Source organism: Arthrobacter sp. Y3221048 (assembly GCF_059092685.1).
Genome location: NZ_JBNHHX010000003.1, coordinates 623445 through 644053 on the forward strand (window position 1 = coordinate 623445; position 20609 = coordinate 644053).

Consider the following 20609-nt stretch of genomic DNA (forward strand, 5'->3'; position numbering starts at 1 on the left):
CATACTTGGCTTAGGTCGTCCCGGGCGGGCGGGTCCACGGCTCCGGTCCCCCGTTGCCCGGCGGCGGTGTTCCCGGTGTCCCGGGTTCTTGCGGCCGGGCTGGCCGCGCCTGCGGGTTGACGGGCCCTTGCCCCGGGGGTGCGGCCTCCGGGTTGACGGGCCCCTGCGCCGCGGCCGGGGCGGAAGGGTCGACCGGCCCCTGGTCCAGGCGGAAGGGCGGGTACTCGTCGCGCATCAGCAAGACGTAGGCCCCGACCCGGTAGGCCCAGCGGTTGATGCCGATGATCAGGGCGAACAGCTCCTGCCGGTATCGGCCGCTGAACAGCAGGATCACCGCGGTGATCAGCACGAGCAGGCCCAGCAACGAGGGGCCCCACGTGGCGGGGGACGCATAGGCGTCCTCGCCCCAGCCTCTGCCCCAACCGCGGTCCCAGAGTGCACCGGTGCCGCTGGTGAAGATGCCGACGATGAGCAGGTGCGGGATGGCCAGCAGCCACCACTTCACCAGCACGAGCCAGTGCGAGAGGCGCTGCGGGTAAGCCACGTCCAAGTCGGCCGGGTAGTCGGCGGTGGCCAGTGTGAACGGCGGATATCGATCGGTGCCCAGCGCGGAATACCCGTAGAAACCCACGCGCCAGGACCAGCGCAGTACACCGACGTTGTAGCGGAACCAGGACCTCGGATAGCGCCCGGTGAACAGGATCACGATCCCGGCCGCGATCGTGGTTACCAGCACGGCGAACCACAGCACGGCCAGGACGATGTAGTGCGGAATCGCCAACAACCACTTGACGAGCCACAGCCACCGGGACAGCCGGCCGTCCAGGAAGCCGGTCACCAGCACCGGGTATACCTGCGTCGTCCTTCCCCACCCGGCATTCCCGGCCGGCACGGCTCCCGGGCCTTGGCCTGGGCGCCGGTACGGCTCCAGGCCGTCGGTCCCCGGACCCTGACCCTGGCCCGGACGGGAACGATCCTGATCGATGTCGCGGCCCAGGCCTGCGGAACCGAGCAACAGGAGGGGAATACCGATGACCAGGCCGATCAGCCCGGCGATCAAAAGGCCGTTCCCGGCCGGTCCCAGCACATCGGATCGTGCCCCTGCCTGCGCATCCACCCACACCGGGCGGGAAGCGTCCGCGTTCATCACGACCAATGACCACCGGCCGGGTTGCAACTCCCAGGCAAGTTGCTGCGGGCCGCTGCCGGAGGTCGATTCGGTCCAGAAGTCCTGCTCCCCGGGCGGGGCCGGAACGCGGTCCCCTTCCGAGGTCACCTCATCGTCGTCATTGAACCACGACGAGCGCCCCGGCCGGTCCCCGGGGTCGGACCGTAAGGCGTCACCGAGCGAGGTGTAGGAAACGCCTTCCAGGTAGGCCGCGGCGTCCGAGGCCTCGGCGATGCCCACGAACACCTCTTGGTCCGGAACCACCGGGGTGACGCGCACCTGGAAACTGGCCAGGTCCCCGAGCGCAGGAATATTGGGCATTCCGGCAGCCCCGGGGTCGACGTCCACGGAAGGGCCTACGAGGGCATACCCCGTGCTCTGGTACTGCTCCGTCGGCCCGGTCAGGTAGCGGCCGCCACCCTGCACGGCGCTGGCACCAAGAATGACGGCGGCGCTGATGGTCAAGGCCAGCCCGGCGACGGTCAGCAGCACGCCGAGGACCAGCAGCACCCAGTGTCCGGGCTTCATGCGGGCCGCTGGAGGCGCCGGACCGGGCGCAGGAGGTGGGGCAGGTTGGGCGGTCATGACGGTCCTTTCGCGGCGCGTGCCGGAACCGTGCCCGGGCTAAGCGCCTACGGCTGGGTTGGCAGGATCCGGGCAGCCGCATCGGTGCCCAGCTACCGGGTTCTCTTGCGTCGGCGCGTCAGCAATCCGCTGAGCGGTCTCCGACGTCGCACCGTGGGGACTGGCAGAGGCAATCGAAACCCGCATCGTGCCACCTCCCCCTTGGTGTGCTTCCCCGTCACAGTGCACCTACCGTGCCCGGCCCTCGCTTCATACAGCAGGAACGAGGCCCGTCTGGACGCCAGCGCACTTCAGGCAGCCCCAGTCCGTTAAATGCCCGGCCGCGCTGGGCGCGTGGGGCTGCAGGCAACATGGTACTCAGCCCTCCCGACCGGCGATAGAGTCGCCGCTCACCTGCCGGCCAAGGCCCGGCCGACAAGGCTTGGTTCGGGGTTCGTCAGGACCTCGCCGCCCAGCAGCACCGTGGGGACGGTTTCGTTTCCGTGGTTGTGCTGCCGGACGTACGCGGCGCCTTCCGGGTCCTGCCAGATGTTCACCCAGTGGGCGGCCCGGCCGCTGCGGCGCAGGCTCGCCCTGAGCCACAGACAGTAGACGCAGCCGGGCCGCCAGAAGATGACCACCCGGCCAGGGTCGTCGCCCTGGTCCCTTAGCGTGGTCCACGGGGTGGCCCGCCGGCTGCCAAAGAAAGGACTCACCGCCCACGCGCCGGCCAGCAGCAACGCGGCGTAGATGCTGCCGGGCAGCCAGTCGCCGTCCTGCCCCTTGAAGACCAGGGCAGCCACGGCCAGAGCGGCCAAGGCTGCTGCGGGAAACCAGCGCTCGAAGCGTTTCATGGACATAGCGTACGCGCGCCGTCCCCGCCGTCCGCCGCGGCCTCCCTCCGCTTTCGCCTAGGATTCTCCCAGCTTTCGCCACGGCAACACACATGGTTTCCCAGTAGTGTCGCTGACTTGTGCACCGAGATGGGAGAACAGTGTGACTAAGAAGTGGTTATTGAGCCTGGCCGTTGCCGGCTCCATCGCCGTCCTCACCGCCTGCGGAGGGGCGCCTGCGGAGAGCGGTTCGAGTCCGGCCGCTTCGGCGGAATCCAGCGCGGGCGCCGAAGGACAGGCCCAGCTGCCGGAGCCGGATCTCGAAGGCATCCCGGATGTGGTGGCCGAGGTCAACGGGACGGAGATCCCGAAGGACAAGTTCACCGCCGCGTACGAAGGGCAGTTCCAGCAGATGGCCATGCAGTCCCAGATGACGGGGCAGGAAGTGGACCAGGACGCGCTGAAGAAGCAGACGGCCGAGGCCATGGTCGGCACGCAGCTGCTGATCCAGGAAGCGGACAACCGCGGGATCAAGGCATCCGACAAGGACGTGCAGGCTTCACTGGAGGAGATGGCGAAGGCCAACCAGTTCAAGACCGTGGACGAGCTCATGGCCGCCATCAAGGAACAGGGCATGACCGAGGACGAGGTCAATGCCGAGATGGAGACCCAGGTCCGGGTGGATAAGCTGATTGCCGAGGAGACCGGCGACGCCAAGCCCACCGAGGACGAGCTGAAGGCCGCTTACGAGCAGGCCAAGAAGCAGCAGGAGCAGATGGGCCAACAGACCGGCCAGAAGGCCGAGGTCCCCTCGATGGAGGAAATGCGGCCGAACCTGGAACAGCAGATCCAGGCGCAGAAGGAGTCGGAAGCGACGCAGGCCCTGGTCACCGACCTGCGTGAGAAGGCGGACGTCAAGATCCACCTCTGATTTTCGCTGTCTTAAAACTACGACGACGGTGCCCGCCTCAGCGGGCACCGTCGTCGTTGTTGTGGGGCGGCTTACGAGACCGCCGCGCTACCCGCGCCTGACCTGTATTTTCTGCCGCGGCGTTTCCGTCCCTGACTGCGGAACCGGGGCCTTGATCTCAAGCACCCCGTCCCTGTAGGTGGCGGTGATGTCCTCGTCCTTGACGCCCTGGGGCAGCGGCACGCTGCGGGAGAAGGATCCGTAGCGGAACTCCGAGCGGTAGGTGCCCTTCTCCTTCTCCTCCTTCCGCTCGTGCCGCTCGGCGTGGATATGCAACTGCCCCTCGGAGACGGAAATTTCCGCATCCCTTTCCGGGTCGATGCCCGGCAGTTCAGCACGGATTGTCAGGACGTTGTCCTTGATCTCCTCCTCCACCCGGATCATGGATTTTTCGTGTTCACCTTCGAAGAAGCGGCGGAAAGGCTCCGCCAGTTCAAAGGGTGAGCGGCGCTCGAACGGCGACCACCTCGACACATCACTCATGGCTCACACTCCTGTGACAGAAACGGCAGGCTGGCGGCCAAGGGCCCCCGGCCCCAAATACCCTTCAGTTTTCCCAGGTGCAGGTCCTGGCATAACGCACCCGGTGCGTTCGGCACGGCAACATGGTATAGCTGCCAGGTATAAACAGGAATGGCTGCGAACCGCGGTCCGGGTATCCGGTTAGGTCCTTGGGCGGATCGCCGCATAGAGCAGCATGTCCCGGCGCACGCCACCAATGGTTTGATAGCTGCGCAGCAGGCCCTCGCGGCTGAAACCTGCGGACTCGGCGGTCCGGATCGAGGCGTTGTTCCAGGGCTCGATGTAAAGCTCCAGCCGGTGCAGTTCCGGGATGGTCCAAGCGAAGGCTGCGAGCGCCGCGAGCGCATCCGCTGCCCGGCCCTGCCCCCGGTGTGCCGGGGCCATCAGGTAGCCGGCGGTGGCCCGGCCTTCCGGCAGGTAGGTCAGCCACAGCCCGATCTGGCCGACCGCCCGGTCCGATTCGGCGTCCGCCACCGCGAAGGAGTACCCCGCGCCGGAGGTGAAACGCCCGTTCTGGCGCAGGATCCACTCCACCGCATCGTCCTCCCGGCACGGCGCGGGAATGGAACTGATCAGCGGGATGTACGGATCCTGGGCCAGCTCGAGGGCCAGGTGGGCGTCTTCGCTGCGGAATTGGCGCAGCACGACGCTGCCCTGCGCCGGCGTGACTTCCGGCCATGCCAGCGGCAGGCGTGCATCCATGTCTGCGATTGTGCCAGTTGTCGTCCGCGTGGCCAGCACGGGCGGCGCCGAAGGGGGCTGCACCGGCGAAAAGTCCGGGCTCAAGTGGTTTCGGCCAGAACGTCCATGATGCCGGTGACGAACTGGTCCAGATCGCCCGGGTTGCGGGAAGTGACCAGGGTCCAGCCGTGTTCGCGGTCGATCACCACGGGCTCGTCGTCCCACTGGCCGCCGGAATTCATGATGTCCGCCTTGAGCGAGATGTAGGAGGTGAGGGTCTTGCCGCGGGTGCGCCCGGTTTCCACCAGGAGCCATGGGCCGTGGCAGATGGCGGCGATCGGCCGGCCGGATTCCGAGAAGGACCGCACTATGCCCTGGGCGTCCGGGTCCAGTCGCAGCTGGTCTGCGTTCAGCGTCCCGCCCGGCAGGACCAGCAGGTCATAGTCGCCGTCGGAAACATCCGGGAGCGATTTGTCCACCGGAATTTTTTCGCCGCGGTCCCAGTCCCCGACCATGGTTTCCACGTCACCGGCTTCGGGCGCCGCGATCGTGACGTCGACGCCGGCCGCGCGCAGTTTTTCGACCGGGACCTTCAGCTCGTCCTGTTCAACACCGCGGTTGCTCACCGCTACCAAGACCTTTTTGCCTGCGATTTCGGGCATGCTTTTTCCGTCCTTCCAGTGGAGATGTTCGGACAACTTCCACCTTGCCATTGCTGGGAAGCGAAGCCAAGGCGCTACCGGGCGGGGGTCCCCGCCGCCGGGCGCCTTGCGCTGCACCGACTCTTGACGTGTCCCGGGGGCCGGGGTCAACTGGAGATCACGAACCGGTGCGCCGTGCGCCGACCCAGTAAGGAGACGCCGTGAAGCTCCCCCACCCCCGGGGCCTTGTCAGCGAGACGTTGTTGGCCGCCCTGCAAAGCAGCCAGATTCCCGACGCGCTGCCGGAGCTGCAGGCCGCAGCCGAGAACAGGCTGGCAGTCACCGAGGACGTCCTGTTCGACGACGATCTGCAGCTTGCGCTGTTTTCCTTGTACGAACTTCACTACGGCGGGCTGGACGGCGTGGACGACCGGTGGGAGTGGAACCTGCCCCTCCTTCGGGTCCGCGCCCTGATCGAGCAGCGGATGGAGGCCCGGCTGCGGGATTCCGTCTCCGTTCCGGTCCCGCAACAGCTTTCGCAGCAGGCGGTGGCGGACCGGCTCTTCGAGCTGGCGGCTGACGACGACGGGCCCAGCCTCTCCGCGTTCATGGCCCGCGAGGCCTCGCTGGAACAGGCCAAGGAATTTCTGGTCCTTCGCTCGGTGTACCAGCTGAAGGAAGCGGATCCGCACACCTGGGCCATCCCCCGGCTGGACGGCCGGGCCAAGTCGGCCATGGTCGAGATCCAGGCCGACGAATACGGCGGCGGAAAGCCCGGCCGGATGCACTCGGAGCTCTTCGCCCGCACCATGCGCGGACTGGGGCTGGACCCCTCATTCGGAGCCTATGTGGAATCGGTCCCGGCTATCACGCTGGCGTCGGTCAACAGCATGTCGCTGTTCGGGCTGCAGCGGCGGCTGCGCGGAGCGATCTGCGGCCACCTGGCCATCTACGAGATGACCTCTTCGATTCCCAACGGCAAATACGCGCGCGGTTTCCGCCGGCTGGGGTTTGCCGGCGAGGTGACGGAGTACTTCGAGGAACACGTGGAGGCCGATGCTGTCCACGAACAGATCGCCGGACGGGACCTGGCCGGCGGACTGATCGCCGGGGATCCGACCTTGGCCGCCGATGTGTTCTTCGGTGCCGGCAGTGCGCTCTACCTGGACGGACTGGCCGGGGGCTGGCAGCTGGACGCCTGGACCTCCGGCCGTTCCGCGCTCCGCCAGCCCCTGGATGCGGGCCGGCAGGCACCGGTTGCCGCCGGCGCCTCGGTGTGAGGATCGAGTACGTCCTGCCGCTGAAGTGGCAGGACAACGGCGGCGACGCCGAACTCACCCGCTATCTGCTGTCCCTGCCGGAGTGGGTGGACGTCACTGTGGTGGACGGCTCCGCGGAGACTGTCTTCGCCGAGCATCACCGGCTCTGGCAGCGGCGCGTGCAGCATCTGCGCCCGGACGGACCGCCCACGCCCAACGGGAAGGTGCAGGGGGTGCTGACCGGATTGCGGCACGCGCGGCATGACCGGGTCATCATTGCCGACGACGACGTCCGTTACACCCCGGAGAACCTGTCCGCCGTGGCGGAATTGCTGGGGCATGCCGAACTGGTGCGCCCGCAGAACTACTTCGACCCGTTGCCGTGGCATGCCCGCTGGGACACCGCGCGGTCCCTGCTGAACCGGGCGTTCGCGTCCGACTACCCCGGCACGATCGGCGTCCGCCGCTCGCTGCTGCTGAAGACCGGCGGTTACCGCGGCGACGTGTTGTTCGAGAACCTGGAACTGATCCGCACGGTCCGGGCCGCGGGCGGACGCCAAGTCCGGGCCGATGGCATCTACGTCCGCCGGCTGCCGCCGACCTTCCGGCACTTCGTGGGCCAGCGGATTCGGCAGGCTTACGATTCACAAACCCAGCCCGCGCGCTTGGCCGTCGAGCTGCTGCTGGCCCCGCTCCTGCTGCTGCAGGCGCGCCGGCCAGCAGGCTACGGCGCGTGGGCCGGTGCCGCCGTCGTCCTTGCGGAAGCGGGGCGGCGGCGTGCCGGCGGTGCCCGGGTGTTCGGCGCGCGGGCCGCGCTGTGGGCACCGCTGTGGGTGCTGGAGCGGGCCGTGACCTCATGGCTCGCCGTGGGCTGGCGCTGTACGGGCGGCGTGCCGTATTCCGGCCGTCGCCTGCGGAGCGCGGCCAGCCGTCCGGCGTCACTGCGGCGGCGATTCAGCCACCTTAACGTCACGATAGGAGAAATTAATGACGAGCCAGGAACCGACCGAGATCGTTGTCTGCCCCGACGGGCCGCTGCTGGTACGCGGTGACTTTGACCTCGTGGACGGCGACGGCGAGGCGGTGCCCCGGACGCGGGAGACCGTCGCCCTGTGCCGCTGCGGCGGATCGGGCATCAAACCGTACTGCGACGGAACGCACAAGCTGCTCGCGGCGAGGCGGAAGGCGGCGCAGTAGCGCGGCCGTGCGACGCCAGTAGCGCGGCCGTGCGGCGCTGATGTTGAGGGGGCGCGGTGCCTGATGAATTGAACGACGACGACGCGCCGTTCCGGCCGGGCGAGGGGACGAGTGAAGAGCGTTTCCTAGGCGGGCGGGACCTGACCCGGTGGAGCACGCCACCGGGCAAATTCCTGGCGCGGTGCATGCACCGCCTCAGCAACATCCTGGGTCCACACGCCGCATTGATCCTCACCCTGGCCGCCGGAGCACTGGTCGCGGTGTTGCTCACCGTCGCGTCGGCGGAGATCTATGAGGCGGTGACCGACGAAGACGGCGTAGCCGAATTCGATCAGCCGGTCCTGGACGCGGCGCAAACCGTCCGGTCCCCCTGGCTCAATACAACAGTTACCGCGTTTACGAACCTCGGCGGGCCCATCGGCATGCCGACCCTCGCGTTGCTGGTCATGGGTATCCTGACGTTTCGCCGGCGGTCCTGGACACCGGCCATTCTCATCACCACCGCGGCTGCCGGGTCGCTGTTGATGACGGTTGCCGCCAAGCAGTTCATTGGACGGGCTCGCCCGGCGCTGCGGGAGGCAGTGCCGCCCTTCGAATATTCGGCGTCTTTTCCCAGCGGGCATTCCCTTAACGCGGTCGTCATCGCCGGTGTGGTGGCGTACCTGCTCATCCTCCGCCAGGCCAGGCGGCGATCCAAGATCCTCACGGTCGCCGCCGCCACCCTGTTTGCCGTGGCCATGGGATTAAGCAGGGTCTTCCTGGGCCATCACTGGTTCACCGATGTCCTGGTTGCCTGGACGCTCGGGGTCGCGTGGCTGGCGCTGGTCATCACCGCCCACCGCCTGTACCTGACCGTCTGGCACCGCGGGGCCGGCCGGGTTCCCACCGAGAGGAGATCCCCGCCGGCGGCACCCTAGGCAGGCAGATGGTCTCAGGCGGGCTCGACCAGGACGCCGGCCAAGTTGTCCAGTGCCCCGGGGACCAACGAAAAGTACGCCCACACGCCGCGCTTTTCCCGGTGCAGGATCCCGGCGTCGACCAGGACCTTCAGGTGGTGCGAGACGGTGGGCTGTCCCAACCCCAGCGGCTCGGTCAGATCGCAGACGCAGGCCTCAGATCCTTCGCTAGCGGAAATCATGGAGACCAGGCGCAGCCGGTTCGGGTCCGCCAGGGCCTTGAACTGGCCGGCCAGCGCGGCGGCTCGGTCGGCACTCATGGGCGGCGCACCGCTGGGCGTGCAGCACGAAACGAGATCACCGTCGAGGTTGGTCGGCGCGAGGTCGGTAACGGACGTCATGTCATCCATTATGCCCAGAGATTGACAGTTGTCGATATGTCCACCCATACTCGGTATCGACGAACATCGATACGACTTCCGGCGGCGAAATCCCGCGCCAACGTCCCGTCACGAGGAGCCACGTGAGCACGCCCGTTGCAACACCCGACACCAGCCCGGTAGCCGCCCGGATGTCCACCCTCGACCGTTTCCTCCCGGTGTGGATTATCGCTGCCATGGTCGCCGGACTGCTGCTCGGGCGGTTCGTCCCGGGTATTGGGCCGGCGCTGGACTCGGTGCAGGTCGCCGACGTCTCGCTGCCCATCGCCGTCGGGCTCTTGGTGATGATGTACCCGGTGCTGGCCAAGGTCCGCTACGACGAGACCCACCGGGTGGTGGCGGACAAGAAGCTGATGGTCAGCTCGCTGGTGATCAACTGGCTGGCGGCGCCGGCGTTCATGTTCGCGCTGGCGTGGATCTTCCTGCCTGACCTGCCCGAATACCGGACGGGCTTGATCATCGTGGGGCTTGCCCGCTGCATCGCCATGGTGATGATCTGGAACGATCTGGCCTGCGGCGACCGCGAAGCCGCGGCGGTGCTGGTGGCCACCAACTCCGTGTTCCAGGTGATCGCGTTCGGCGCGCTGGGCTGGTTCTACCTGCAGCTGCTGCCGTCCATGCTCGGCCTGCCGACCACCAGCGCCGAGTTCTCCTTCTGGGCGATCACGGTCTCCGTGCTGGTGTTCCTCGGCATCCCGCTGCTGGCCGGATTCCTCACCCGCACACTCGGCGAGAAGGCCAAGGGGCGCGCCTGGTACGAGGGCAAGTTCCTGCCCAAGCTGGGGCCGTGGGCGCTGTACGGCCTGCTGTTCACCATCGTGCTGTTGTTCGCACTGCAGGGCGACGAAATTACCTCCAATCCTCTGGACGTGGCCCGCATTGCGCTGCCGCTGCTGATCTACTTCGTGGTGGTGTTCGTCGCCGGCATGGTGGTCGGCAAGCTGCTGCAGCTGGGCTACGAGCGCACCACCACGCTGGCGTTCACCGCCGCCGGCAACAACTTTGAACTGGCCATCGCCGTGGCGATCGGCACGTACGGCGTGACGTCGGGGCAGGCGCTGGCCGGCGTCGTCGGGCCTCTGATCGAGGTTCCGGTGCTCGTGGCCCTGGTCTACGTGGCCCTGTGGGCACGGCGGCGGTTCTTCACCGACCCCGCGGAGGCGTCGCCGTCCGTCGTCTTCCGCTGATCCATCCCCGTCGGCACGCCGGCCCGACCCCACGGACAGGCCGACCCGACACCTAACCGACCCGGCCGCACCGACTCTCCCAACCAGCCCAGGAGCATTCCGCGCATGAGTACCGAAACCGCCAAGAAACCCTCCGTCCTGTTCGTCTGCGTCCACAACGCCGGACGCTCGCAGATGGCCGCCGCCTTCCTCACAAACCTGGCGAACGGCGCCATCGAGGTCCGCTCCGCCGGTTCCCAGCCCGCCGACCAGGTCAACCCGGCAGCCGTGGAGGCGATGCGGGAGGAGGGCATCGACATCTCCGCCGAGATGCCCAAGGTCCTCACCACCGAGGCCGTCAAGGATTCGGACGTGGTGGTGACCATGGGCTGCGGCGACGAGTGCCCGTTCTTCCCCGGCAAGCGCTACGAGGACTGGGTGCTGGAGGACCCGGCCGGCAAGGGCGTGGAGTCGGTCCGACCGATCCGCGATGAGATCAAGGGCCGCATCCAGCAGTTGATCGCCGAACTGCTGCCCGCGCAGCCCGGCGCGAACTGACCCGCCCTACTACCGCAAGGAAGCCGACCATGAGCCAGGACAGGAACAGTGCGGGACTCCCCGTCGTCGTCATCGGTGCAGGGCCGGTCGGGCTGGCCGCGGCGGCCCACTTGCTGGAGCGCGGACTGACCCCGCTGGTCTTCGAAGCCGGAGAGGCGGCCGGTGCCGCGGTCGCCGACTGGGGCCACATCCGACTGTTCTCCCCCTGGCGCTACAACATCGACGCCGCGTCCCGCCGGCTGCTGGAGGCTGCCGGCTGGGAAGAGCCACGGCCGAGCGCACTCCCCTACGGCTCCGAACTGGTGGAGCGCTACATCCAGCCGCTGGCCGCCGTGCCGGCCCTCCGCAATGCCCTGCGCACCTCTTCACGGGTAGTGGCCGTCAGCCGCGCCGGCATGGACAAGACCCGTTCGCTGGGCCGGGACGAGACGCCGTTCCTGGTCCGGGTGCAGGACGCTTCGGGGACGGTCACCGACCACCTAGCGCGCGCCGTGGTCGATGCTTCCGGTACGTGGAGCCGGCCGAATCCGTTGGGCCAGGCCGGGCTGCCCGCTCCCGGTGAGGCCGACGCCCTGGCCGCCGGCTTCATCACCGGGCCGCTGCCCGACGTCGTCGGCCGCGCCCGCGCGCGCTTTGCCGGCAAGCACATCCTGGTGGTCGGCGCCGGCCACTCGGCCGCCAACACCTTGCTCAACCTTGGCCAGCTGGCCAAGAACGAACCGGGCACGCGGGTCAGCTGGGCGGTCCGCGGTTCCAGTGTCACGCGGCTCTACGGCGGCGGGGAGCTGGACGGGCTGCCGGCGCGCGGCCAGCTGGGGACGCGGCTGCGCCGGCTGGTCGAGGACGGCCACGTGGACCTGCACACCTCGTTCACCATCACCGGCTTCAAGTGCGCGGACAGCCTCGCCGTCAGCGGCAGCACTCCCGACGGTGACGTGCAGCTCGACGTGGACCTGCTGGTTCCGGCCACCGGCTTCCGGCCCGACCTGGACATGCTGCGCGAGGTCCGGCTCGAGCTTGATCCGGCCGTGGAGGCGCCCCGCGCGCTTGGCCCTCTGATCGATCCGGAGTTCCACAGTTGCGGCACCGTTCCCCCGCACGGCGCCAGGCTGCTGGCCCACCCGGACCGCGACTTCTACCTTGCCGGCATGAAATCCTACGGCCGGGCGCCGACCTTCCTGTTGGCCACCGGCTATGAGCAGGTTCGCTCGATCGCCGCCGCGTTGGCCGGGGACAGGGCGGCCGCCGACAACGTGGAACTCAACCTGCCGGAGACAGGCGTCTGCTCCACCGACATCGGCGCCAGCTGCGATGTCCCCGCGGCGGGAGCTGCGGGTGGGGTGGCGGCCGGTGAGGAGTCCGCCGGTCGGCAAATGTCCGCACCCGAAGAAGCAGCCGAACCGGAGCCAGCAGCCGCGAGCTGCTGTTCCGCGCCGGAGCCGGTACAGCTGGGATTCCCCACCGGGTTCCGGCACGGCCGCTCGGGCGAGACCCTGGCGACGGGGCGGGGATAGGCTGGGAGTCCCGACGTCCAAGGAGATGCCCATGAGTTCCGTCCTCCCCACCCTGCTCACCAGCACCGGCCTGCTGGGCGGTTTTAAGACCGGCCAAGCGACCAAGAACCGTCCGCTGGCAGGCGCCGTGCTGGCCGCCGCGGGAGCCGGAGCCTTCGCGATGTGGCAGCGCAACGCCGGGACAGGCCGGGCGGCAGCGCTGACCGGTGGGTATCTGGCGGCCTTCGGCGTGTCCCATCCGCTGGCGAAGAAGATCGGCGCCTGGCCGGCGGTCTATACGGTGACGGCGGCGACGGCGCTGGCTTCGCTGATTTTCGGCCGCAAGCGCTGACCGCTGACTGGGCGGCCGCGGCGCCGCGGGCTTATTGCCGGGCGCCGCGGTTCGGTTCCCCCGGCGCCGCGGTCTATGCGCGGCGACCCGCCGCGGCTCGGTTTCCCGCGCCGCGGTCTATTGCGCGGCGACCCGGCTTGGTTCCCTGACGCTCCGGTTTACTTCGCGGGCGTCATGCCGCCGGCAGGTCCCAATACAACCGGCCGGCTTCCGTTCTGGCACCTGCCGACGGCTCGTGCAATGATTTTTTGCCGCCGGGCAGCAGATGCACCACCTCAAAGGCGTGCAGCAACACCAGGACGTCCGAGATGAGCCGGCGGTGGCAGCGCCACCACACGCTCTCGCTGCACATGATCGCCACGTCGGCGGCCTCGGCGTCGGTCAGCAGGCGTCCCAGCCCGTTGGCGAATTCCGGGGTGCGCGTGTAGGCGGCATAGGCCCGGAACGCAGCGACTTGCCACCAGCTGTCGGGCTCGGGCTCGCCGGCGGGAATCCGCCGTCGTCCGCCCAGGTCTTCTTCCCAGCGGTAGCCGAGGCCGGCGGCGGGAAGCCATTCCGTGAGCGCATCGCGGCCCATGTCCGGGTGTTTGCGGCTGCCCGGGAAGCGGCGGACATCGACGACCTTCTGCACCCCGGCGCCGTTGAGCAGTTCGGCCAACTCTTCGGTCGTGCTGGTGCCGTGGCCGACGGTGAACAGCCGCCGGTCTACGTCCTGTGCCATCTGCGAACCCGAACTAACGCGGCGTCGAGCCGTTCTTGCGGCTTACCCGTCCGCGGTAGCGCAACTGGATGATGCGGGCGGCCCCGGCGGCGGCGACGAAGATGCCGCCGGCGACCGACGCCACGAACAGCGCCAGCCCCAGTGCGACCTGCCCCTCGAAACCGAAATAGCGCAGCAGCACCTGGTCCTGGTTCTGCGCAATGAACACAATCAGCAGCACCAACAGGAGCAGCGCAACGACCACCGACGTCCAGATCATCCCCAGTCGGGTGCCTTGTTGCCTCGCCTCGTGCCCTTCTTGCGGGCCTGCCCCACCGGTTTTGGGTCCAAGGTCGTCGGATGCGCCCTGCCCGGACTTACCGGACGGCCCGGCTCCCGATCGGCCGGTGTTCGTGCCCCCGGTCTCGGCTCCGTCCCGTCCCGTGCCCTGCGGATTGGAAGTCATTGCTGTCCTGCCTTTCGCCGCTGCGCCGTTTCCCTCAGCGTAGACGATGCATCAGCGCAGGCATACCGGTGCGCGGGCGGTCTGGTCGACGTCGTGCGCTACGACGTCATGCCTGAATCAGTCCGCGAGGTTGCTGCGCAGCAGCTTGAAGAAGCGCTTCTGGTATTCCGGCCATTCGTCGCTCGCCAAGACCCGTTCGATCCCCTGCCGGACCCACTCGGCGTCCCAGTAGCCCAGTTTGACCAGTTGGGGCAGCAGAACCGCCAGCTTGCGGTTCTCCCGGGGATTGCCCTCGTCGAACTGCATGGCGCTGGCGCCCTTGATCCCGGGTACGTGGAACAGTTCTTTCAGCGTCACGTCGATCAATCCCGGCCGCTGCCGCACGAACTTCAGGAAGTCGATGCTTCCAACCTGCGTCTGGCTCAGCAACAGGAGCATGGCGCCGCGATGCGCCGGGGCGGGCACCAGACCGTCGCGGACCCAGTCAAACATCGCGTCAGTGCCGCGGTTCCGGTCCCAGCCTTTGGGATTGCGCAGATAGCGTTCCGACCAGGACTCGACGAACAGCTCCAAGTGGCCGGGAAACAGCACCGGCGGCGCGTCGCGCGCGACCTTGAAATCCGTGTAGGACAGGGCGGCGGACCGTTCCGCGCCGATGCAGGCCATGTGGGCGATGTCCGCGGCGGCCCAGTGGTCGGGTTTCAAGGGGCCCCGCCACCACCCGTCCGGCGAGCGCTCGCCGGTCGGCTCTGCCGAAACCACCATCCGGAACCGCCGGACCATCGACTTCTCGCGCCGCTTTTCGTTGTCCGGCATGGCAGCCGCATAGGCAAGAACTCCGGCGCGATCACCGGCCGCCAGCAACGCGAACAGCGGATTGTCGGCGGCAGGCACCGGCCCGGGATCGGTCATACCGCCAATCTAACCCGCCGGGTTCCATCGGCTCGGCTTTCCGGCATGATCGACGTCTCGGCGACCCGGTCGCCGGGCGGTGCCTCTGGCCCCCGCTGGTTGTACGTTCCAGCCACCCCATAGGCTGGCATCATGGACTCCCCTATCCAAACCTATCTGCGCACCTTGCACGCCGAGCTCGCCGGCCTCAAGGACGGCAAGCCGTACGGCGGTATTCCCGCGATGGCCGGCGCGGACCCGGACAAGTTCGCCATCTGCCTGGCCACCGTGGACGGCTACGTGTACGAGGTCGGCGACTCAAGCGAAGAATTCACCATCCAGTCCATTTCCAAGCCCTTCACCTACGGGCTCGCGCTCTCCGACCTGGGGCTCGACGCCGTGGACCAAAAGGTAGACGTGGAGCCATCGGGCAACGCCTTCAACGAAATTTCGCTGGCTCCGGGCACCGGCCGACCGGCCAACGCGATGATCAATGCCGGGGCGCTGACCGCCACCTCCCTGATCAAGGGCAGCGGCGGCAAGACCGGGTTCCGGCGCATCCTCGAGCACTATTCCGCCTTCGCTGGCCGCGACCTGTCGGTCAGCGAACGCACGTTCCAGTCGGAGGCGCGGCACGGGTACCGCAACCGGGCGCTGGCCCACCTGCTGCGCTCCTTCGAGATCATCGAGCAGGATCCGGACCCGGTGGCCGAGGATTACTTCCGGCAATGCTCCGTGCTGGTCACCTGCCGCGACCTGTCGGTCATGGCGGCCACCCTGGCAAACGGCGGCACCAACCCGCTCACCGGAAAGCAGGTGCTGGACCTGGAGGTGGAGGAACGGGTCCTCTCCGTGATGGCTACCTGCGGAATGTACGACGACGCCGGCGCGTGGCTCTCGGACGTGGGCATGCCGGCAAAGTCCGGGGTGGGCGGCGGCCTGCTCGCGGTGTTGCCGGGTCAGTTGGGGCTGGCAGTTTATTCGCCGCCGCTGGACGACCACGGCAGCAGCGTGCGGGGGGTGGCGGCCAGCCGGCGGATCTCCCACGACATGGGGCTGCACTTCGTCCGGGCCGCGCGCACCGGCCGGAACGCCATCCGCGCCAGCTACGACATCACCGATGCCCCGTCCGGGATCCGCCGCAACGACGAGGCCGCAGAGGTGCTGCGCGCCAACGGGCACCGCGCCCGCGTGATCGAGCTGAACGGGGACCTGTTGTTCGCCGGCACGGAATCCATGGTGCGCGAGGTCAGCGACCTGGACGAGTCGGTGGAACTTGTCATCCTGGACATGCGCCGGGTGGATGAAACCGCCCCGGTCGCCCTGGACATGCTGGAGCAGCTTCGGGCCTCGCTCGCGGACGCCGGGCGCGAACTGGTGATGATCGACGGCGAGGGCGCCCTGGCGCAGCGGTTCGAAGACTCCGGGCGGCCGGTGCCGTCGTTCGCCACCCGCAGCACCGCCGTCGAATTCGCCGAAAACCGGTTGATCGCCGCCTATGGCGACGAGCTCTGCAGGCCCGCCACGGTGGACGTGGCCGATTCCCCTGCGCTCAGCCCGCTGGACCCCGAGGACTCCGCCGCGCTCGCGGAGTTGATGGAAGAACGCAGCTATGACGACGGCGAGCTCATTCGCCGGGTCGGCCAGCGCTTCGCCGGGGTCTATTTCATCCTGTCCGGCCGCGTCACCACCACCTCCACCGGGCCGGGGAACACCAGGGTCAAACTCACCACCCTCAGCGCCGGCATGACGTTCGGCGAAATGGCGCTGGGCAGCGCGGACCGGCAGGAAACCACCGTGCGCGCCGATGGTCCGGTTCGGGTCAGGCTCCTCCCGGCCGAAACCATGAGCCGCCTGGAGAGCGAAAACCCGCGCCTCGCAGTCGAACTCTGGAAAGCCCTGACCCGCGACGCCTACGCGCACGTGGACCGCTACATGCGCGAAACGGCCGTGCGCATCCGCGACTAAACAAAGTCAAGGGCAACGAACGCCACCTGTGGAGTTCAAAAAGTTAATGTGACGCGGTCATGCGTGAAACTGTTTCGCCCTTCATCGATCTCCTTCACTCGACGGCAAAGAATTCCAAGCGTACGGAATCAGGCGTGCGAACGCCGGCCCCGATGAACAGCTTCGAATTGACCCAGGCGAAAGACCCGTCGATTGCTGCTGTGAGCCGCGGAGTGAACCGGAAGTAAATCAAAGCAGGGTCAACAGTTTCCCCGGTTACCAACCGAGCCAGGTTCTCCGGAGAGCCGGTCCGGATGGCCTCGTTATCGACGAAAATCCGGCTGCCGTCATCGGCCTGAATCACATACATTGCCTTCAGGTAGGCGGTATCCGCGGAAGGGTACACCTGGAAGTCAGCACCCGCGTTAAGTACTTTTCCGCCCCATCCGTCACCGCGAACAATTCCGCCGAGGATCGGAATGACGCGGCGCCTCCCGTCTATGGTTTCACCGATATCAATTGCTTCGCCTACCTCTACGGAGACGGAGGCGAAAAAAGTCAGCTCCGGCTTCATGAACGTCTCAATCATGCGCCCAATCTAGCAACGGTCTTCCGGCGCCGAAAGAAAGAAGGACAAGCCTGACGTCCCCGGCGGTCGAGGCTTCAGGACCGCGTGACCGAAAAGCGCTCCCGAGGCACGGCAATCAAGAAAAATGATGAGGGTCTTCAAAAAGTATCATTTTTGCTTCCCTGTGATCTGGTGCACAGTATTGAGTGTCCTCCTCGGCAAATGGGCCGGGAGGTGCCCAAGAGGAGAACATTTTGAAAATCAAGGCCTTCGCCACTGCCGGACTTCTGGCAGCAACGCTCGCCGGATGCGGCGCCGCCGGAGCCTCGTCCGGCTCTGCGGGTGATTACCCAACCAAGAACGTAGAGATGCTCGTCGGATTCGCCCCGGGGGGTCACAACGACACCACCGCCCGGAAGTTTGCTGCCTCACTTGAGAATGAGCTCGGAAAGAAGATTATGGTCGTCAACCGTCCCGGCGGTGGTGGCGTTCTCGCGTCCACCGAAGCGGCCAACGCCAAGCCTGACGGATACACCCTCCTCTTTGCTCCGACCGGAGCGTTCACATCGGGCATGTTGCAGCAGGCGGTCACCTACGACTTTGATGATTTCCGCTCTATCCAGCCCACCTCCGACAACGGCTTCGTTGTGGCAGTGCCGGCTGACTCTCCCTTCAAGGCCCTGGATGACCTGGCGGCAGCAAAGGAGAGGCTGACGTACTCAAGCTTCGGTGAGGGGCACCCCACGCACCTCATTGGGGCGGAGATTGCGGCGGTTAAGGGTTTCCAAGGCGAAAATGTCGCCTACGACGGTTCCCCCACCGCCCTCCAGGCGATCGTCAATGGCGATGTTGACTACGGCATTCAGGATGTCACAAGTGCACAGCCGCGCTTGAAATCCGGAGAAATCCGCGCCCTCGCCATCAGCACCACAGAGCGCATCCCGGCGCTTCCCGACGTTCCGACCGTTGTGGAGGAAGGCGTTGAAAAGGCTGTCTTCTCAGGCTCCCAAGCGCTCGTGGTCCAAGCGGATGCGCCTGAAAACGTCATTGCCACGCTTGAAAAAGCCGCCTCAAATGCTGCAGCCGACCCGGAGTTTGTCGAGTTCGTCGAGGCTAATGCGGGCACCGTTCCGAGTGTCGAGGGTGAAAAGTGGTTCACCGAGGTCATCCCCGCGGAACGTGACCGCTTCGTGGAAATGTACGAACGTCTTGGAATCGGCAAGTAGCGTGGTCGGCACCGCTGGGTCTGAACCGCACGATGGTCTGGATGAAGATGAGCGTCCTTCTCCGGACGACTCCGGAGCGGCCGATCGGTACTCACCGTTGTTGGTGGCCGTGATCGCAGTCATGGCCATCGTCGGCTCGATCCAGCTGGGTCTAGGCGACATCTCCCGCCCCGGACCCGGCCTGTGGCCCATGTCGGTGGCCATCCTGGCCTTGGTCCTGACACCCGTCATCGCCATGTCCGGGCATCGCTTTCAAGTACCCTGCCGCTCGGGCTTGCGCCGCATCCTTTGGCTGCTGGTCGGATTGTGCCTGTTTCTCATCACCTACCCCTTCATTGGGTTCGTCGGAGCAGGCTTTGCGATGGTTTTGGCGGTGGTTCGATTCTCCGCTGCGGAGAAATGGGTTACTGCCTTGGTCACTGCTGCCGTCACCCCTGTGGTTGCCTATGTGGTCTTTGCCACCGCGCTCGGCGTGAATCTCCGGCTCTTCTAATCGCAAAGGACATCTCGTTGTGAATATCCTCGAGGGTCTAGGCACCGGCTTCCAGGTCGCGCTAGACCCCATGAACTTGTTGTTCGTGTTCATCGGCGTAACCGTGGGCACGCTCATCGGCCTCTTGCCAGGCCTCGGCCCGGTAGCGACCATCGCCTTGCTGCTGCCTCTGACCTTCAACTTGGAACCCGCAACAGCCATCATGATGCTCGCCGGAATCTACTACGGCTCGATGTACGGCGGGCGCATCCCCGCCATACTCCTGCGCCTCCCGGGAGACGCCTCGGCGGTCGTCACGACTTTTGACGGTTATCCGCTGGCGCAGCAAGGCAAAGCCGGGTCGGCGCTGGCCATCACCGGTATCGGCTCATTCCTCGGCGGCACCGTTGCCATCGTTGGCTTGACGCTGTTGGCTCCCACGATGGCTTCAGTAGCAGGTGGAATCAGCGCCCCGGATATGTTCGCGCTGGCAGGCCTCGGACTGCTGATGGTCGTCTTCATCGGTTCCGGGTCAAAGCTGAAGGCTTTGGCGGCTGCCGCACTGGGGATCCTCATCGCGTCCATTGGGCTCGACCCGGTCACCGCTGCCCCAAGGTTCACCTTCGGCAGCACGGACCTTATCGCCGGGGTCCACGTCGTCGCTGTCGCCGTAGGCATGTTCGGCATTGGGGAAATACTGCACAACGCGGAAACCGGGTACTACAAGGCCTTGGGCAACCCTAAGCTCAAGCGCATTCTGCCCGAGAGGGCGGATTGGCTACTGAGCCGGTTCGCAATCCTACGCGCCTCGATCATCGGGTTCTTCATCGGAATCATCCCCGGCGGGGGCGGAACGATCTCCTCGGTCATTGCCTACGGGGTTGAGCGGCGCTTTTCAAAGCAGCCCGAAAAGTTCGGGAAGGGTGCCATTGATGGGCTTGCCGCTACGGAAACCGCCGACAATGCATCTTCCAATTCAGCATTCGTACCGCTGCTAACTCTGGGTATCCCGCCGAACCCGGTACTGGCTCTGATTTTCGGTGCACTGCTGCTTCAGAACATCACGCCCGGACCGCAACTGGTCAACGAGCATCCCGATGTGTTCTGGGGTGTCATCGCGTCGATGTACATCGGCAATATCATTTTGCTGGTCCTGAACCTCCCGCTCATCGGAGTCTTTGTCCAGTTGTTGAGGATCCGCGGGGCAATCATGGCACCGATCATCCTCGTCGTCGCCGTGGCGGGCGTCTACAGCGTACGGAACAGCATGTTCGACGTCATGATGACTGTCGCCTTCGGTGTGCTCGGGTACATCCTGCGCAAATTCAACTATGACCTCGGCCCGTTCATCCTGGGCTTCATCCTGGGGCCGATCCTGGAAGACAACTTCCGCCGCACCATGGCGCTGTCCGACGGCAGTTTCTCAATTTTCATTGAGCGTCCGCTGCCTATAGCCGTCGTCGCCGTCGTCGTAGCAGCAGGCCTATGGTTCCTCGTGGACAGGCGCCGCAGACGCCGTCCGATTCTTGCAGGGCATCCCGAGGCTGTCGGGGTTCGTCTTCAGCGGCAGGAAAAGAAGCCGTAAGCCGTGAAAATCAG

Annotated in this window: 23 protein-coding genes; 13 read left to right on the forward strand and 10 right to left on the reverse strand. The window is 66.7% G+C overall.

What is annotated here, in order from left to right; all coding sequences use genetic code 11:
• Positions 1 to 10: 10 nt before the first annotated feature.
• Both AC5RVS_RS11745 and AC5RVS_RS11750 read right to left on the reverse strand, forming a co-directional pair.
• A complete protein-coding gene (locus tag AC5RVS_RS11745; protein ID WP_494108259.1) occupies positions 11 to 1753 on the reverse strand; it encodes a DUF4389 domain-containing protein in 1743 nt (580 codons plus the stop codon).
• Between the two features lie 389 nt (positions 1754 to 2142).
• Positions 2143 to 2586, reverse strand: coding sequence for a glutaredoxin domain-containing protein (locus AC5RVS_RS11750; RefSeq protein WP_494108260.1), 444 nt, complete (start codon positions 2584 to 2586; stop codon positions 2143 to 2145).
• Positions 2587 to 2728: 142 nt separating this feature from the next.
• On the opposite strand from AC5RVS_RS11750, the gene AC5RVS_RS11755 reads away from it, so the two are divergent.
• Positions 2729 to 3496: a SurA N-terminal domain-containing protein gene (locus AC5RVS_RS11755; RefSeq protein WP_494108261.1), complete on the forward strand. Its 768-nt coding sequence runs from the start codon at positions 2729 to 2731 to the stop codon at positions 3494 to 3496.
• Positions 3497 to 3583: 87 nt separating this feature from the next.
• On the opposite strand, the gene AC5RVS_RS11760 is transcribed toward AC5RVS_RS11755, so the two are convergent.
• The 3 genes from AC5RVS_RS11760 to AC5RVS_RS11770 all read right to left on the reverse strand — a co-directional run bounded on the left by AC5RVS_RS11760 (position 3584) and on the right by AC5RVS_RS11770 (position 5400).
• Entirely contained in the window at positions 3584 to 4018 is a 435-nt protein-coding gene (locus AC5RVS_RS11760) for an Hsp20/alpha crystallin family protein (RefSeq protein ID WP_493987719.1), read from the reverse strand.
• A gap of 180 nt (positions 4019 to 4198) precedes the next feature.
• The gene (locus AC5RVS_RS11765; protein WP_494108262.1) at positions 4199 to 4759 is read right to left on the reverse strand and encodes a GNAT family N-acetyltransferase; all 561 of its coding nucleotides are present in this window, start codon (positions 4757 to 4759) and stop codon (positions 4199 to 4201) included.
• A gap of 80 nt (positions 4760 to 4839) precedes the next feature.
• Positions 4840 to 5400 carry a type 1 glutamine amidotransferase domain-containing protein gene (locus tag AC5RVS_RS11770; RefSeq protein WP_493979604.1) on the reverse strand — a complete coding sequence of 187 codons (561 nt, stop codon included), beginning with the start codon at positions 5398 to 5400 and terminating at the stop codon, positions 4840 to 4842.
• Between the two features lie 200 nt (positions 5401 to 5600).
• Between AC5RVS_RS11770 and AC5RVS_RS11775 the strand changes: the two genes are divergently transcribed.
• Genes AC5RVS_RS11775 through AC5RVS_RS11790 form a run of 4 tightly spaced genes read left to right on the forward strand, consistent with a single transcriptional unit; the run spans position 5601 to position 8752 of the window.
• On the forward strand, positions 5601 to 6659 hold the full coding sequence (locus tag AC5RVS_RS11775) for an iron-containing redox enzyme family protein (RefSeq protein ID WP_494108263.1): 1059 nt from the start codon (positions 5601 to 5603) through the stop codon (positions 6657 to 6659).
• Positions 6656 to 7690: a glycosyltransferase family 2 protein gene (locus AC5RVS_RS11780; protein WP_494108264.1), complete on the forward strand. Its 1035-nt coding sequence runs from the start codon at positions 6656 to 6658 to the stop codon at positions 7688 to 7690. Before AC5RVS_RS11775 ends, AC5RVS_RS11780 begins: the two co-directional genes overlap by 4 nt.
• Complete coding sequence (locus tag AC5RVS_RS11785; protein WP_493987714.1) at positions 7626 to 7835, forward strand: CDGSH iron-sulfur domain-containing protein; 210 nt, start codon at positions 7626 to 7628, stop codon at positions 7833 to 7835. The genes AC5RVS_RS11780 and AC5RVS_RS11785 overlap by 65 nt, the downstream gene beginning before the upstream one ends.
• Positions 7836 to 7891: 56 nt before the next feature.
• A complete protein-coding gene (locus AC5RVS_RS11790) occupies positions 7892 to 8752 on the forward strand; it encodes a phosphatase PAP2 family protein (RefSeq protein ID WP_494108265.1) in 861 nt (286 codons plus the stop codon).
• 14 nt (positions 8753 to 8766) lie between these two features.
• Here AC5RVS_RS11790 and AC5RVS_RS11795 read toward each other — a convergent pair whose 3' ends face one another.
• Complete coding sequence (locus AC5RVS_RS11795; RefSeq protein ID WP_493987712.1) at positions 8767 to 9132, reverse strand: ArsR/SmtB family transcription factor; 366 nt, start codon at positions 9130 to 9132, stop codon at positions 8767 to 8769.
• Between the two features lie 122 nt (positions 9133 to 9254).
• On the opposite strand from AC5RVS_RS11795, the gene arsB reads away from it, so the two are divergent.
• From arsB to AC5RVS_RS11815, 4 genes are all read left to right on the forward strand, one after another.
• On the forward strand, positions 9255 to 10358 hold the full coding sequence (gene arsB / locus AC5RVS_RS11800; protein WP_494108266.1) for an ACR3 family arsenite efflux transporter: 1104 nt from the start codon (positions 9255 to 9257) through the stop codon (positions 10356 to 10358).
• A 105-nt stretch (positions 10359 to 10463) separates the two neighbouring features.
• Positions 10464 to 10895: an arsenate reductase ArsC gene (locus AC5RVS_RS11805; protein ID WP_494108267.1), complete on the forward strand. Its 432-nt coding sequence runs from the start codon at positions 10464 to 10466 to the stop codon at positions 10893 to 10895.
• A 29-nt stretch (positions 10896 to 10924) separates the two neighbouring features.
• Positions 10925 to 12409 (forward strand): FAD-dependent oxidoreductase, encoded by a 1485-nt coding sequence (locus AC5RVS_RS11810; RefSeq protein WP_494108268.1) that lies wholly within the window; start codon positions 10925 to 10927, stop codon positions 12407 to 12409.
• Between the two features lie 31 nt (positions 12410 to 12440).
• Positions 12441 to 12740: a hypothetical protein gene (locus AC5RVS_RS11815; RefSeq protein ID WP_494108269.1), complete on the forward strand. Its 300-nt coding sequence runs from the start codon at positions 12441 to 12443 to the stop codon at positions 12738 to 12740.
• A gap of 172 nt (positions 12741 to 12912) precedes the next feature.
• On the opposite strand, the gene AC5RVS_RS11820 is transcribed toward AC5RVS_RS11815, so the two are convergent.
• The 3 genes from AC5RVS_RS11820 to AC5RVS_RS11830 form a co-directional block, all read right to left on the reverse strand.
• Positions 12913 to 13461, reverse strand: coding sequence for a DUF488 domain-containing protein (locus AC5RVS_RS11820; RefSeq protein WP_493987707.1), 549 nt, complete (start codon positions 13459 to 13461; stop codon positions 12913 to 12915).
• Between the two features lie 13 nt (positions 13462 to 13474).
• Positions 13475 to 13906 (reverse strand): LapA family protein, encoded by a 432-nt coding sequence (locus AC5RVS_RS11825; RefSeq protein WP_494108270.1) that lies wholly within the window; start codon positions 13904 to 13906, stop codon positions 13475 to 13477.
• Positions 13907 to 14023: 117 nt separating this feature from the next.
• On the reverse strand, positions 14024 to 14818 hold the full coding sequence (locus AC5RVS_RS11830) for a hypothetical protein (protein WP_494108271.1): 795 nt from the start codon (positions 14816 to 14818) through the stop codon (positions 14024 to 14026).
• Positions 14819 to 14950: 132 nt separating this feature from the next.
• Between AC5RVS_RS11830 and glsA the strand changes: the two genes are divergently transcribed.
• Positions 14951 to 16765 carry a glutaminase A gene (glsA, locus tag AC5RVS_RS11835; RefSeq protein WP_494108272.1) on the forward strand — a complete coding sequence of 605 codons (1815 nt, stop codon included), beginning with the start codon at positions 14951 to 14953 and terminating at the stop codon, positions 16763 to 16765.
• Between the two features lie 94 nt (positions 16766 to 16859).
• Here the strand turns inward: glsA and AC5RVS_RS11840 are convergent, their stop codons facing one another.
• Entirely contained in the window at positions 16860 to 17333 is a 474-nt protein-coding gene (locus tag AC5RVS_RS11840; RefSeq protein WP_494108273.1) for a DUF3237 domain-containing protein, read from the reverse strand.
• Positions 17334 to 17566: 233 nt separating this feature from the next.
• On the opposite strand from AC5RVS_RS11840, the gene AC5RVS_RS11845 reads away from it, so the two are divergent.
• From AC5RVS_RS11845 to AC5RVS_RS11855, 3 genes are read left to right on the forward strand one after another with little or no spacing between them, the layout of a single operon-like run.
• Positions 17567 to 18538, forward strand: a complete 972-nt coding sequence (locus AC5RVS_RS11845; protein WP_494108274.1) for a tripartite tricarboxylate transporter substrate binding protein — start codon at positions 17567 to 17569, stop codon at positions 18536 to 18538.
• Position 18539: 1 nt separating this feature from the next.
• Positions 18540 to 19031, forward strand: a complete 492-nt coding sequence (locus AC5RVS_RS11850; RefSeq protein ID WP_494108275.1) for a tripartite tricarboxylate transporter TctB family protein — start codon at positions 18540 to 18542, stop codon at positions 19029 to 19031.
• Positions 19032 to 19050: 19 nt separating this feature from the next.
• Positions 19051 to 20595, forward strand: a complete 1545-nt coding sequence (locus tag AC5RVS_RS11855) for a tripartite tricarboxylate transporter permease (RefSeq protein ID WP_494108276.1) — start codon at positions 19051 to 19053, stop codon at positions 20593 to 20595.
• Positions 20596 to 20609 lie beyond the last annotated feature (14 nt).